Genomic DNA, 14011 nt, shown 5'->3' on the forward strand with positions numbered 1-14011 from the left:
GGGTGTGATGAGCCAGGTTCTACAGATCCGGCAGCTTAGTGTGGAGTTTCCCACCCGACGAGGTGTGCTTAAGGCGCTTGATGACGTCTCGTTCTCGATTGAGGCTGGTGAGGTCGTAGGTGTCGTGGGGGAGTCCGGTGCTGGCAAGTCATTGACTGGTGCTGCGATTATCGGTTTGCTTGAACCGCCGGGGCGTGTCTGTGGCGGAGAGATTTGGCTCGAGGGTCAGCGTATAGACCTACTGTCTGACGATGAGATGAGGAGAATTCGCGGCAGAAAAATCGGTGCTATTTTTCAGGATCCTCTGACTTCGCTGAATCCGCTTTATACGGTTGGTCAGCAACTGGTTGAGACGATTACGACGCATCTATCGTTAACAGCTAGTCAGGCGCGCACTCGAGCCATCGAGTTGCTGGAGGCCACCGGTATTCCTGCAGCCAAAGAGCGCATTGATCACTATCCGCATCAGTTCTCTGGTGGCATGCGTCAACGCGTGGTGATTGCGTTGGCTTTGGCAGCTGAGCCTAAATTGATCGTCGCTGACGAGCCAACCACAGCGCTCGATGTCTCCATTCAAGCGCAAATCATTGAGTTGTTAAAGCGACTATGCAAGGAGCAGGGTGCGGCGGTGATGTTAATTACCCACGATATGGGTGTGATTGCCGAAACCGCCAATCGAGTGGTCGTCATGTATGCGGGACGTGTGGTGGAAATAGGCTCGGTCCGGGATGTCATTCATGATCCTAGACACCCGTACACAGCTGGTCTGATGGGTTCAATTCCGTCGATTGCACACACTGCCGATAGGCTGGTTCAGATTGATGGCAGTATGCCCCGGTTAAATGCCATTCCGACTGGCTGTGCATTTCATCCCAGATGCGACAAAGTCATGGACGTTTGCAAACAAGAACGGCCCGACTTGATGGCAGCCGGCAGATCTCAGGCAGCGTGCTGGCTATGTAAGAAGGAGGTCGCATGAGTGATTCAGGACAAGCCAAACCTCTGATTGAAGTTCGTGACGCGGCGAGATGGTTTGATGTCTCAGCGCCATGGCTTGAGCGCGTGCTGGCGGGCAAGCCACGTTCCATGTTGCGAGCAGTCGATGGTGTTTCGTTCACAATTAATCGTGGTGAAACGCTGGCACTCGTCGGTGAGTCGGGGTGTGGCAAGTCGACCATGGCAAGGCTGCTCGTTGGTTTGTATCCCCTGACCAGAGGTGAGATTTTTATAGATGGCGAATCGATCACAGAGCTAAATGGCCCTAAAGGCCCTTCATTGCGACGTCGATTACAGATGATTTTTCAGGATCCTTATGCGAGTCTGAATCCACGCTGGCGCGTTGGCAGGATCATTGCTGAACCTTTGAAAGCTCACACTAAGATGAGCATTGCCGAACAGGAAGCCCGAGTTGATGAGTTGCTCAAACAAGTGGGCCTTGATCCGGCTGACAAGTCACGCTACCCACATCAGTTCTCGGGTGGACAGCGCCAGCGTATTTCAATTGCACGTGCTCTCGCGGTGCGACCGGAGTTCCTGGTTTGTGATGAACCCACTTCAGCGCTCGATGTATCGGTTCAGGCCCAGGTTCTGAACATCATGAAGGATTTGCAGCGCGATTTGGGGCTGACGTATCTATTCATTTCTCACAATTTGGCAGTCGTGCATCATGTGGCCGATCGGGTGGGTGTAATGTATCTCGGCCGTATTGTCGAAATCGCGGATCGTGAGGAATTATTTAACAATCCACGTCACCCCTATACGAAGATGTTGTTGTCGGCAATTCCAGACATTGAGGGCCAGGGCAAATCGCGAACGCCGGTGGCAGGTGAAGTACCAAACCCCTTAAATCCACCGTCCGGTTGTACTTTTCATCCGCGTTGCCCACACGCGCAACCTCTTTGTAAGCAGGCAGTTCCCGGTTTATTTCGCACAGACAAGAGCCAGGTGGCATGTCATGCTGTCGAGCAAGGCTGGGTCCTCGAGACAGATGCCTTGCCGCGATCGGGTCTGTTATCCCACTAGACTCGAATCTCTCCACACGATCATGTGAGATTGTTGTTGCGACCATCCTAGGTTTGCGCAAGCACCATACAATGCTTTAAAACTAAGTTATTTAGTGTGTGGCGATGGTCAGCAACGTTCGCCCATTTTTTGCTGTGTCAGTCGCAGCACTCACCGCGTCGTTTAGGGTGCGCGAGGGGGATTGGGGTTTTAACAAGTGGCTTGAATGGAACAACTGTCTGATTTGACGCCGCCTTATCGACAATACCGAGCTAAACCAAAGAAGGTTTGGCCCTTCGTGTTGGCGGCGTTACTTATCCACTTAGCCATCGTCTTTAGTATCGTGGGTGTGGAACTCCTGAAGTTGCGTTGGGAGACTGAGCAAACTACATTCGAGGTTGAGATTATTGCTTTTGCTCCTACCCAAGAAGAGCTAATCGATTCGGGGGTAGCTGACCGGGCACCCGGTGCAATCGAGACGTCACCGCCCCCCGAGCCTGAATCGCCGCCACCACCCGAACCTCCACCTCCACCACCCGAACCGGAACCACCACCCGAACCTCCACCTCCAACTCCACCACCCGAACCGGAACCAGCACCTGAGCCTGAGCCTGAGCCTGAGCCTGAGCCTGAGCCTGAGCCTGAGCCAGAGCCAGAGCCAGAGCCAGAGCCAGAGCCAGAGCCAGAGCCAGAGCCAGAGCCAGAGCCAGAGCCAGAGCCAGAGCCAGAGCCAGAGCCAGAGCCAGAGCCAGAGCCAGAGCCAGAGCCAGAGCCAGAGCCAGAGCCAGAGCCGGAGCCAAAGCCACCGGCGCCTCCTCCCGCCCAGCGGGCTTCACCCCCGGCTGCGCCCAAACCTGCGCCGCCACCGCGCCCTGCGCCCAGAACACAGGGTGCCGGAGGGACTTCTGCTGATAGCGTTGCGGCCAAGGCATCGAGTGCAGCAAGCTTTGATGCCGCCTATTTAAATAACCCGCCACCCCGGTATCCGATCACGGCGTTTCGTGAGAGGGCTGAAGGCACTGTGATTGTTAGAGCTGAGGTGTTACCGGATGGCACCAGTGGCAAAGTCGTACTTCAAAAAAGCAGCGGCTTTAAGTCACTCGATGATGCGGCAGTTGCCACTGTTAAAAAGTGGCGGTTTAAGCCTGCCACGGATAACGGTAAGCCGATTAGTCAATGGGTCAACATACCGATCAGTTTCAAATTGAACGCGCGTTAAATGGTTTGTTGTGACTGCTGCTTAGGCTGAATGCCCCAAATTGATTTGTGGCTCTCATGCCAGGTTGTGTATGGCTGTCCAAACAAGGTACTCTGTTTCTAGATGATGCCATGAGGACTGGTATGCGCAGACGGTTTATTTGTTGGTTTCTTATGTCGTGCAGTTTGTTCTGCGCTGGCCTTGTAAAGGTAGCAAGCGCTCAACAACCTGATTCAGCCTGGTTGTCAAACGGCATTCCGAATGCGGTTGCTGTAGAGGCGGTAGGGCTTTTGCAAACCTCGAATGAGGACGGACTTAAGCCTGAAAATTACCTTGCATCGAATTTGCAGGCGGAGTTGTTAGCCCTTAAAAGCGCTGGACAGCCCGATGCAATTGCAGAAACTGCATTTGAGCGTCGGCTAACGCTTGCCATGATTCGCTATCTGAATGACTTGGCGCTAGGTCGAGTCACGGCGCGAGAGGTTTATCACCAGTTTGATGGATCAGCTCCGAGGGTTTATGACGCACGACTCGAATTGCAAAGTGCATTGGACGCAGGCGATATCAGTTTGGCGGTTGAGCGTGCGCGACCAAAGTTCCCGCTCTATCCCGCATTGCAAGGCGCGTTGGCACAATATCAGGCACTTGCTGGGCATAGTGCTTGGCAAACCGACTTGCCTTTACCGGCTGGTCGCAAGCTTGAGGCAGGCCAGTCTTATCCAGCCTTGAGTGTGTTACGAGAACGCCTGGTTGCATTGGGTGACCTGCCGGTGTCAACCGCTTCAAGTACAGTTTACGATCCAGCATTGGTTGAGGGCGTTAAAGCGTTTCAGCGTCGACATGGTCTCACCGATGATGGTGTAGTTGGTCTTAAGACCCTGGCGGCCATCAATGTGACGCCGGCCGCGCGCGCCGAACAAATTGCGCTGTCCATGGAGCGTCTCAGATGGACGCCGCTGCATCAGGGAGATCGCTTAATTGCAGTTAATTTGCCGGGGTTTATGTTGTATGCCTATGAAATCAATGCTGACGGTGCGGTGCATGTCGACTTGGAAATGCGAGTCGTGGTGGGGAGTTCATTGAACCATCGAACGCCCGTGTTTGATGAGGATATGCTTTTTATTGAATTCAGTCCCTACTGGAACGTACCGCCATCGATAGCTCGTAGTGAGACGGTTCCGGCCTTGCGCAAGGATCCCGAGTACTTGAACAAGCAACAGATGGAGTTTGTTGATTCCGCAGGTCATGTATCTACAAGAGTCACCCCAGAAAAAATCCAGGCGGTGCTGAGCGGTCAACTTCGAATTCGTCAACGCCCAGGCCCTCATAACGCCCTGGGAGCGATTAAGTTTATTTTCCCGAACAATGACAACATATTCTTGCATCACACACCGTCAACCCACTTGTTTGACCGTGATCGAAGAGATCTTAGCCATGGGTGTATTCGGGTTGAGGAACCTGTTGAGCTAGCGAAGTTTGTGCTGGCCAATGAACCTGAGTGGACTGAAGAACGAATTCGGCAGGCCATGGATGCCGGGGTATCTAAAACCATTCGGCTATTGAATCCAATCCCAGTTCTGATTGGTTACAGCACGGTGTTGGCTAGAAATGGAACTGTCTTCTTTTATCCGGATTTATATGGCCACGATGCGGTTTTGCGCAAAGCACTCAGTCAGTACAAGGGTCTACAATAAGTGGATGTAACTTGTTAAGCAAGCGTGTGTTATGACAAACCGTATGAAAATACACCGCCGTAGTCTCTTGAGGTTTGGTGGTGCCGTGGTTGCTAGTGTAGTCAGTGCGCCAGCGCTGGCCAAGCTTGTCAATCCAATCGGCCGTATGGGCAAAGACATACACATGAGTCATTTGCATACTGCAGAGCACATTGACTTGGTGTTTGCGGTTCAGGACCAATATCTGAACCCAGCGCTTGATAAGCTGAACTATTTCTTGCGTGACCATTATTCAGGCGATGTTGGCATTATGGATCCTTTGCTGTACGACCTGATGTACCAAATTCGACGTGATCTCGGAGTTCGGAGGCCGTTTCAGGTGATCTCTGGCTACCGCAGCCCCGAAACGAATGAGCATCTGCGTACTAGCCGCGGTGGTGGCGTTGCCAAGCGTAGTCTGCATATGGATGGCAAGGCAATCGACGTGCGTTTGCCGGGTGTGCCGTTGAAAGAGTTGCGCGATGCGGCCATCGCCCAGAAAGTGGGAGGGGTTGGCTACTACCCCAAAGACGGGTTTGTCCACATCGATACAGGTAACGTACGTGCTTGGGGTAGTTAAATCCTAACTCTGCGGTGGTGGCTCAGTTGTTTGCCCGGTCAGTCGTTGCCAAAGCCAGGGTAGCCCCGTCTCAAGATTTGGGCGGTTACCTTGCTGAATCGACGGGCGTTCAAGATCGAGTGAGCCATTCTCATCAGGCTTGCCCATGTTGAAGTTAAAGAAATAAGCCGGTTCGAATCCCATGCGTAAGTCGGTGATGTAAACATCACCATCGAGTTCTCGCATCCGGAAAAATCCATGACTAAACGCCTGAATGCTGGCGATACCCGGATGATCGCTGTGTTTGGCAATCAGGGTCGCACCGCGGTCATGTTCAGTCCAGTAGACAACGGGTTCTTCATCGAGCAACGAATACCAGCCTTCGTAATAATGTGTCGGTGAAGTTGCAACTACTCGCCATAGAATCGAATTCAGAGGTGATGGGGTCACCAAAATATCCGACTCTGAAGAAACAGTGGTTGGTAGGCTTTGTCTTGCTACCGACTCGACATATTGTTGTGCACCTAGCCCCCATATCAAATAAATACTGCTAATTGTAAGTCCAATCGTGTTGAATCTAAAACGTTTCTCAGATTTAGACATTAAACAGGCGAATAGTCCAATCAATAAGGGCAGTGTGTAAAGTGGGTCGATGATAAAGATACTTCCGCGCCCGAATGGATAATCAGTGAATGGCTGCAGCAGCTGTGTGCCATATACCGTGAGATAGTCCACTGTGACATGGGTCATAAAAACCAGCCAAAATGCCAGTAGCCAGCGTTTGAAAAGATCTGGTCGTTTACCTAGCCAGGCTGCCAGCCCCGCAAAAACTGGGCTTGCGATTGTGAGGAATAGTAGCGCATGACTTTCGGCGCGGTGTCGCGTCATGTTGAGAATGGCATCACCGAAGTCCACCACGACGTCAAGGTCAGGGGTGGTGCCAGCAGCCGCACCCCAGAGTGCTGATTGCCACACGGGAACACGCTTGCCCATGACGGCGACACTCACAGCTGCGCCGAGCGTGATTTGGGTCACACTATCCATTGATGTTGTTTCTATGCAGGTAGATTGATATCGAAGAATAAGGTTAGACGATTGGGAGACTTAAATGTTCAAAGACCGCACAGAGGCTGCTGACGAGTTAGCCGGCAAGCTTACCGGATACAGACATGACCATCCTTTGGTGTTGGGTATTGCCAGAGGGGCGGTTCCGATGGCCGCCCGTATTGCGGACCATTTAAATGCTCAATGGGATGTGCTTTTGGCCAAAAAATTAAGTGCGCCAGGAAACCCGGAGTATGCAGTTGGTGCAGTAGACGAATCCGGTTGGATTTACCGGTCTGAGATGGCGGATCGGCTTGGGATTGATGATGCGTATCTCGAACAACAAAAAGAGCATCAGATGGCGGTCATGCGTAAGCGCCGGGCAGACTATGAAGCCATAGTCCCGCGTATCAATCCCCAAGGCCGTGTTGTGATAGTGGTCGATGATGGTCTAGCCACAGGAGCCACAATGATGGCTGCGATTCACGGCCTGAAGCAGCAAGGCGCACGCAAAGTGATTTGTGCAGTACCCATCGGATCAAAACAAAGTACTGCGGCCGCCCGGACTGTGGCAGACGCAGTTATTTGCTTGGATGAGCCTGAAGAGTTTTACGCCGTTAGCCAGGGTTATCGTGAGTTTGCGCAAGTCGAAGATGATGATGTTCTCGACTTGCTTAGGCAAAAAGCAAAACAAAATTACGCGTAGTTCGCTATCGTCTCAGTCTTTGACCAAGCCACCATCAACAATGAGGTTCTGACCCGTGATTGCACGGCTCCAGGGTGAAAGAAAAAACAACACCGCGTCGGCAAACTCCTCCGGCGTTGTGACGCTACGAAGTGGCGTTTGTTCAGCAATCAGATCGAAGACAAAATCGGGCGTGGAGGCGCTAGCATCAGTGGTGCGCAACAATCCGCCAGAAAGCATATTCACGGTGATGCCATCTGGCCCAAGCTCATGGGCTGCAGTACGAGTCAGTGATAGCAGTGCAGCTTTAGCGGCAGTGTAGTCATGATAGGGTACGACTGGGTTCTGGAAAAGGTTGGTGCCGACATTAACGATGCGACCGAATCTGAGCGCCCTCATGGCCGGTGCTGCAGTCTGGATGGTGTTAAGCGCGCCAGCGATTGAGCCCCTTAACTGTTGTTCAAAATCAGCCCAGGCAATTTGATCGAGTTTTTTACGGGCGTCGCCATTGAATTGAAATTCAACGAGTGCGTTGTTGACCACGGAGGTGATCGGTCCACCAAAATGCTGTTTGGCTCGCTCGAACATCAAACCGACCCCAGCCGGATCAGTGATATCTGCCTGTATCGCAACCACGGATTGACCAAGCTCAATAGCAAGTGCCTTGGCGGCCTCGCCGCTTTTGTAATAGTTAATGACTACCTTGGCGCCTTCACGGGCGAGTGCTCGACTGATGGATCGGCCAAGTCCACGGGCGCCACCGGTCACCAATACTGTTTGCTCACTCAGTTTCAATGTCTTCTCCAACATGGTTTCAAAGTCTGATTGCTTGTCAGGGCTTTGCTCAATTGTGACTAGATTATCGTACGATCGTGTTTCACTATAAAACGTCCCCCAACCCTGGAGAGACCCATGCTCTACGACATCCTTAAGACTGTTCACGTGCTATCCATCATTCTTTGGGTTGGTGGCATGATGTTTGCCCACTGGTTCTTGAGGCCGGCGGCTTTACAGCTAGATGCAGAGCCGCGTCTAAGGCTGATGCAAGATGCGCTTGGACGATTTTTTAAAGTCGTTTTAATTGCATCATTGCTGGTATTGATCACAGGCTATTGGATGATGGGCCGCATAGCTAAAGAAACGGTGCAAGCCGGTTTGTCCTTTCAAATGCCGATCAGCTGGTGGATTATGGCGGTCTTGGGGACATTAATGGTCGCTATTTTTATGCACATCCGCTTTGCACTGTTTAAGCGGCTACGCGATGCGGTGCAATTTGCGACTTGGGATAAGGCCGGTACTGCGCTTGGCTCGATTCGAACATGGGTATCTGTCAATCTTGGGTTGGGCATTCTGATTGTCGTGGTGACACTGTTGGGTCTCTGAGAGGGGCTTTGTTTGGGCCAGGTAGGGCAATTTCGCTCGACAATGGCTGCCAGAAGGTTCAAACTCGGTTAGATTAGCGGCGTTCGTTATTCGAAGATGCCGGAGCAATCCCATGTCCACGATATCCAAGATGTCAGCGCGTGAGCACGCCCTCAAGTTGGTAGAAGACTCGCGCTTTACCAACTTTATTCTGGGGGTCATTCTATTTAACGCCATTGTTCTGGGCATGCAGACAGCGACTGAAACGCTGGCAAGCTGGCAGCCAACGCTTTATGTACTGGATAAAGCTTGTCTCGCTATATTTGTCATAGAACTCTTGTTGCGTCTTTACGTCTGGCGTGGCCGTTTCTTTAAAGACCCTTGGAGCATTTTTGACCTGACGGTGGTTGCTATCGCACTCGTGCCAGCATCAGGTCCGCTGGCCGTGCTGCGTGCATTGAGGGTGCTTCGGGTTCTTCGAGTACTGACCATCGTGCCTTCCATGCGGCGTGTGGTGGCTGCATTGTTAGGCGCTTTGCCGGGCTTGGGTGCCATTGGCATGTTGTTGATGCTGATCTATTACGTTTTTGCAGTCATCGCGACAGACTTATTTGGTGACAAATTCCCCGACTGGTTCGGGTCGATCGGCTTGTCTTTCTACACCCTGTTTCAAGTCATGACGCTCGAGAGTTGGTCAATGGGTATTTCACGGCCGGTGATGCAAGAGTTCCCTTATGCGTGGTTGTTTTTTGTGCCGTTTATTTTGGTGGCGACATTCACGATTCTGAACTTGTTCATTGCCATTATTGTCAACGCCATGCAGACCTTTGCCGAGCAGGATCACGCAGCCGAACGTGAGGCACAGGCTCACGAGGCAGATCGTCGCGAGCAGCACTTGCAAGAGCAGTTAGCGTCAATTCACGAAGAGATACGGCAGTTGCGTCAGGCGCTCGCCAAACATGGCGATCAGCAGCAGGGGTGACAGCGATCACATTGCTTCGGTACACTGAAAGTGTTTTTAATGCTGTTTAGTGAGCTGGCTTTATGAATGATATATCCATGCAGTTTGCAGATTTCTGGCGCATTGTCATGGAGGTCTGGAACTCGGGCGTCTTGGGCTATTCGGTGGGTGATGCGATTGTTGCGCTCTTGATCGTATTGGCCTTTTATGTATTCAGGGGCGTGTTTCGGCGTGTGATCATTGGTGCGATTGAGCGTTGGACCAAGCGCACAAAAAACACGATCGATGATCAGATCAGTCATGCGATCGGTGGCCCCCTGCAACTGTTGTTCGTGGCTTTAGGTGTTTTCTTTGCATTTCAATACCTTGGGCTACGTGGCGAATTTGATGAGCTTGGTGACAACCTTGTACGCAGTCTTATCGCATTTGCCATCTTCTGGGCACTGTTTAATGCGATCGAACCGCTCAGCGTCTTGTTAAAACGACTAGAGACCATCATCACCCGTGAGATGGTGGCGTGGCTTATCACAGGGATCAAGTGGGGCGTCATCTTTCTAGGCGCTGCCACTATTTTGCAGATTTGGGGGATCCAGGTTGGTCCGATTCTGGCTGGCCTTGGTTTGTTTGGGGTGGCCGTTGCGCTCGGTGCTCAGGACCTGTTTCGTAATTTGATTGGCGGGCTGTGTATTCTGATTGAAAAGCGTTTCAAAAACGGCGACTGGATTTTAGTGGATGGGGTGGTCGAGGGCACAGTCGAGCACATTGGGTTTCGCTCCACCAAGGTCAGGCGGTTTGATCAGGCCCCCGTATACGTACCAAACCAGAAGTTATCCGATGCGGCTGTCACCAATTTCACGGCCATGACCTATCGGCGTATCTATTGGAAGATTGGCCTTGAGTATCGGGCAACGCTAGATCAGCTCAAGGTCATCCGAGATCAAATCGAAGAGTATCTGCGCACTGCGGGACCATTTGTGCAGCCGCCTTCGGCGTCAATGTTCGTCCGCTATGACGCTTTTAATGCTTCGTCGATTGATTTGATGCTCTACACCTTCACCAAAACTACGGTATGGGGTGAGTGGCTAGAGCATAAAGAAAATTTGGCATACCGCGTCAAGGAAATTGTCGAGGGAGCGGGTTGCTCATTTGCCTTTCCCAGCCAGTCGATTTATATCGAAAAACATCCTGAAGGTGCACCCGAGCCGTTTGTGCCACCCAACTGATGGTCTAGTTTCAACAGCGCTACCCTGAGCTAGGCTTGCAAGTTAAGTAAATAAGAACTGACTAGTCACTTCAAGGAGAGAGAAATGCGAATTGGATCGAGAACTCTGTTGCTTGTCGCCGATGGACAAAACGCGACCTTTTTTAGAAATACCGCCAAGGGTGAAACGATCTCACTTGAGCCGGTACATACCATGGGACTTTTTAACGAGGCTGACCGCGACATAAGCAATGATCGACCCGGTCATACCCAGGTTGGCATGACCGAGCGACGGACATCGTACGAACACCGTGACAAGCATGAAGACAACGAAACTGAGTTTTTGAAAGGTGTGGCTTCGATGTCTGAAACCCTGATGCCACATTACGATGAGCTGATTCTCGCGGCAGAGCCGCAGGCGCTAGGTGTGCTGAGGCAAGTTTTGCCAGATTCGTTGATGGCCAAAGTTAGCACGCAGATCGACAAGGACTACACCAAAACTGCAATGCCCGAGCTAGAGGCCTTGTTTCGTCAACTGTGATCCGCTGCGACGGCATCGCCCCAAGGCGAATAGATCTCCGTGCAGCCGGAGTTCATCGCGTGGTTGTGCATGACTCCGGCAGGGCAGGCATAGGCGTATGGATAGACATGACGTCTTGCACGGTTAGTGGGCATCACTGCCCTTAATTCATTAATTACCTCGTCGGGCAACGTGAGATCTGCCAGAATTTGTTTGCCGCCACTGATATCAATTCTCGGTTGGTGAAACGCTTCAGACAAGGTCATCCCGTGTCGCATCAAGAACAGCGACAATTGCATAACGGCACCTAGAATCTTGCGGCCTCCAGATGCACCTACGCCAAATTGTTTGCCATCGACTGTTGTGCCAATCACTGGGCTGTAGTTGGTCAAACATCGTTTACCAGGTGCCAGCGAGTTGGGTTTGCCTGGTTCAGGATCAAACCACATGATGCCGTTGTTCAATAACAGTCCGGTTGATGGCGATGTCACGCGAGACCCAAAAATTGACAACAAGGTTTGTGTGACAGAGCATATATTGCCCTCTCGATCAACCACACTGAAGTGCGTAGTGCAGCCCGGTGCATCGGCTGATTCGTGATCTCCCATGCTGGTAAGTCGCTCACTGAAGGACTGGGTTAGTGCATTGGCGATATTGACGTAAGTCGCAGCATCGGGACGGTTACCGTTAAAGACCTGATCTGACAGCAGTGACATGGCTCTAACCAGCGTGGGTCCGCCAGTCAAGGTAGGTGCTGCATACAGCGTGCCCCAGGGGTCAGACCAAAGAGTGGGTTCGACGATTTCAGCTTGATAGGACGCTAGGTCAGATTCACTCAGGCATCCCCCTTTTGCTTGAATATCCTTGGCTAGCTCACGGGCGATTCGTCCCTTGTAAAAAGCTTCGGGGCCATCATCACGCAAGATGGCGAGCGTATTCGCCAACACAGATTGGTCAAGTCGCCGCTGTTCCACGGCCGTCCAGCCACTGACAATCGGCCATTTCCCTTCATCTAGAAAATAGTGCGCGGTATCGGGATCATTCGCCAGTGATTTGGCGTTAGCGCCCGTCATCAAAGCGGAGTACCAGTCTGTGAGCATACCTTGTCGTGCCAGGTTGACCGCTGGTGTGACAAGGTCAGCCCAGTGCTTGGTGGCAAAGCTGGCATGTGCAAGCCCAAGTCCCGCAACAAGACCAGGCACCGCAACCGCAGTTGCACCCATCACATTACGGTCATCAACCACATGCTGCCAGGGAAATAGGTCGCTAGCGACTCCCTTGCCACTGAGCGGGTAGTCTGCAGGATTTAGGCTTTCGGGTGCGCGCATGCCGAAATTCACGACTTGGCAGCGCTGGGTTTTAGCATGCCAGACCATCATGCAGCCCCCCGCCGCTAATCCGCTCATCCAGGGCTCGAGCACACCGAGTGCCAGAGAAGTGGCAATGGCGGCATCTACCGCATTACCACCGTCTGCAAGGATGCTGGCACCTACGCGCGCAGCACCAATGTGTTGTGAGGCGACGACCCCATGCTCGGATTGCACGCCTGGTTTGGTCACGAGCTGGGTAGTGGAGAAATTGTCTTGCATGGTGCAGTAGATTATCTATTGGTTAATAGGTTTGCTTCATCTTAGAGCAAAGTGATGCTCTACGGCGATCGGTGTTTGACCCGCTCACAGAAGAGGGCGTCATGGCATGCAGTGTTAGGACCTTCTTGGGTAAACCGCCTCGCAAAATGGATGCGATACACTGGATTCATTAAATTGGTGCCAACTGATCGGGCTGCTCGAAGGTAAAACTCATGGGTGCGACTGCTAAACCAGTGCTTGCTTTGGCCCTAGGCGGTGGTGCCGCCCGGGGCTGGGCACACGTAGGGGTTATCAGGGCGCTCGAACAACGGGGTATCAAGCCCGATATTGTGTGCGGCACATCGATCGGTGCGTTGGTTGGTGCAGCTCACGCCAGTGGTGAGCTTGATCGGTTTGAGGCCTGGATAAAGCGCTTAACTGTCATGGACATTGTGACCTTCATGGATGTCAGTCTGAATGGCGGTTTGATCAAAGGCGAGAAGCTGATGGGATTTTTTGAAAAGACCTTTGTTGATCGACCAATAGAAAACCTACCTTTGCCGTTTGCCGCGGTTGCTTGCGATCTACATTCGGGTGCTGAAGTTTGGTTGCGTGATGGCTCCACGGCTGATGCTGTCAGGGCATCGCTCGCTTTGCCAGGATTGCTGACCCCTGTGCACTATCGTGGCAAAACACTGGTTGACGGTGGCTTGGTCAATCCGGTCCCGGTATCGCTTGCGCGCGCCATGGGAGCTGATGTGGTGATTGCAGTAGATTTAAATGCCGACCTGATTGGACGACATTTAAAAGACGAGGAACTTGAGCCGATTTCCGACGATGTCACACAACGTGCGGTCCCGCTTAAGGAGAATAGCGATCAGGGGAGTTGGATCAACCAACTACAGGACCAACTACACAGAAAATTGGCACTGAAGTGGCCATCCTGGAGCGACAAAGACAACCCGCCTGTACCATCGCTGTTTGATGTGGTCGCCTCTAGCATCAACATCATGCAGGTGCGTATTACACGCAGCCGAATGGCTGGAGAACCGCCAGATCTGGTGATAGCACCCAAGCTGGCAGATCTGGGGCTGATGGATTTCCATCGCGGCGAGGTCGCAATTGAGGAGGGTAGGCTAGCCGTTGAACGAGCAGTGGATCAGCTAGCTGAGTTGCTTTAAGCTACATCCGCGCACGCGA

14 protein-coding genes and 1 pseudogene are annotated in these 14011 nt (G+C 52.3%); 11 read left to right on the forward strand and 4 right to left on the reverse strand.

The window, feature by feature from the left end; all coding sequences use genetic code 11:
• Positions 1-7: 7 nt before the first annotated feature.
• Together DHf2319_RS02810 and DHf2319_RS02815 are read left to right on the forward strand one after the other, a co-directional pair.
• Positions 8-979 (forward strand): ABC transporter ATP-binding protein, encoded by a 972-nt coding sequence (locus DHf2319_RS02810; protein ID WP_243479282.1) that lies wholly within the window; start codon positions 8-10, stop codon positions 977-979.
• Complete coding sequence (locus tag DHf2319_RS02815; RefSeq protein ID WP_243479283.1) at positions 976-2022, forward strand: ABC transporter ATP-binding protein; 1047 nt, start codon at positions 976-978, stop codon at positions 2020-2022. The genes DHf2319_RS02810 and DHf2319_RS02815 overlap by 4 nt, the downstream gene beginning before the upstream one ends.
• A gap of 398 nt (positions 2023-2420) precedes the next feature.
• Here DHf2319_RS02815 and DHf2319_RS02820 read toward each other — a convergent pair whose 3' ends face one another.
• Complete coding sequence (locus tag DHf2319_RS02820; protein ID WP_243479284.1) at positions 2421-2933, reverse strand: hypothetical protein; 513 nt, start codon at positions 2931-2933, stop codon at positions 2421-2423.
• A 50-nt stretch (positions 2934-2983) separates the two neighbouring features.
• Between DHf2319_RS02820 and DHf2319_RS02825 the strand changes: the two are divergent.
• The 3 genes and pseudogenes from DHf2319_RS02825 to mepK all read left to right on the forward strand — a co-directional run.
• Positions 2984-3220 (forward strand): annotated as a pseudogene (locus DHf2319_RS02825) (energy transducer TonB); the annotation flags it as partial.
• A gap of 152 nt (positions 3221-3372) precedes the next feature.
• The gene (locus tag DHf2319_RS02830; RefSeq protein WP_243479286.1) at positions 3373-4893 is read left to right on the forward strand and encodes a L,D-transpeptidase family protein; all 1521 of its coding nucleotides are present in this window, start codon (positions 3373-3375) and stop codon (positions 4891-4893) included.
• Positions 4894-4936: 43 nt separating this feature from the next.
• Positions 4937-5491: a peptidoglycan L,D-endopeptidase MepK gene (mepK, locus tag DHf2319_RS02835; protein ID WP_369810211.1), complete on the forward strand. Its 555-nt coding sequence runs from the start codon at positions 4937-4939 to the stop codon at positions 5489-5491.
• A gap of 3 nt (positions 5492-5494) precedes the next feature.
• On the opposite strand, the gene DHf2319_RS02840 is transcribed toward mepK, so the two are convergent.
• The gene (locus tag DHf2319_RS02840; RefSeq protein ID WP_243479287.1) at positions 5495-6514 is read right to left on the reverse strand and encodes a metal-dependent hydrolase; all 1020 of its coding nucleotides are present in this window, start codon (positions 6512-6514) and stop codon (positions 5495-5497) included.
• Positions 6515-6578: 64 nt separating this feature from the next.
• Here DHf2319_RS02840 and DHf2319_RS02845 point away from each other — a divergent pair, with 64 nt between their 5' ends.
• Positions 6579-7220: a phosphoribosyltransferase gene (locus tag DHf2319_RS02845; RefSeq protein WP_243479288.1), complete on the forward strand. Its 642-nt coding sequence runs from the start codon at positions 6579-6581 to the stop codon at positions 7218-7220.
• Between the two features lie 12 nt (positions 7221-7232).
• Here DHf2319_RS02845 and DHf2319_RS02850 read toward each other — a convergent pair whose 3' ends face one another.
• Complete coding sequence (locus DHf2319_RS02850; protein ID WP_243479289.1) at positions 7233-7994, reverse strand: 3-oxoacyl-ACP reductase; 762 nt, start codon at positions 7992-7994, stop codon at positions 7233-7235.
• Between the two features lie 117 nt (positions 7995-8111).
• Here DHf2319_RS02850 and DHf2319_RS02855 point away from each other — a divergent pair, with 117 nt between their 5' ends.
• The 4 genes from DHf2319_RS02855 to DHf2319_RS02870 all read left to right on the forward strand — a co-directional run bounded on the left by DHf2319_RS02855 (position 8112) and on the right by DHf2319_RS02870 (position 11264).
• On the forward strand, positions 8112-8582 hold the full coding sequence (locus DHf2319_RS02855) for a CopD family protein (RefSeq protein WP_243479290.1): 471 nt from the start codon (positions 8112-8114) through the stop codon (positions 8580-8582).
• A 112-nt stretch (positions 8583-8694) separates the two neighbouring features.
• Positions 8695-9543 (forward strand): ion transporter, encoded by an 849-nt coding sequence (locus tag DHf2319_RS02860; protein ID WP_243479291.1) that lies wholly within the window; start codon positions 8695-8697, stop codon positions 9541-9543.
• Between the two features lie 77 nt (positions 9544-9620).
• Positions 9621-10745, forward strand: coding sequence for a mechanosensitive ion channel family protein (locus tag DHf2319_RS02865; RefSeq protein WP_243479292.1), 1125 nt, complete (start codon positions 9621-9623; stop codon positions 10743-10745).
• A gap of 84 nt (positions 10746-10829) precedes the next feature.
• Positions 10830-11264 carry a baeRF12 domain-containing protein gene (locus tag DHf2319_RS02870; protein ID WP_243479293.1) on the forward strand — a complete coding sequence of 145 codons (435 nt, stop codon included), beginning with the start codon at positions 10830-10832 and terminating at the stop codon, positions 11262-11264.
• Here the strand turns inward: DHf2319_RS02870 and DHf2319_RS02875 are convergent.
• Positions 11255-12832, reverse strand: coding sequence for a gamma-glutamyltransferase (locus tag DHf2319_RS02875; protein WP_243479294.1), 1578 nt, complete (start codon positions 12830-12832; stop codon positions 11255-11257). The two genes, DHf2319_RS02870 and DHf2319_RS02875, sit on opposite strands and share 10 nt — an antisense overlap.
• Positions 12833-13044: 212 nt before the next feature.
• On the opposite strand from DHf2319_RS02875, the gene rssA reads away from it, so the two are divergent.
• Entirely contained in the window at positions 13045-13992 is a 948-nt protein-coding gene (rssA, locus tag DHf2319_RS02880; protein WP_243479295.1) for a patatin-like phospholipase RssA, read from the forward strand.
• Positions 13993-14011 lie beyond the last annotated feature (19 nt).

The organism is Orrella daihaiensis (assembly GCF_022811525.1).
Taxonomy (GTDB): Bacteria; Pseudomonadota; Gammaproteobacteria; order Burkholderiales; family Burkholderiaceae_B; genus Algicoccus; species Algicoccus daihaiensis.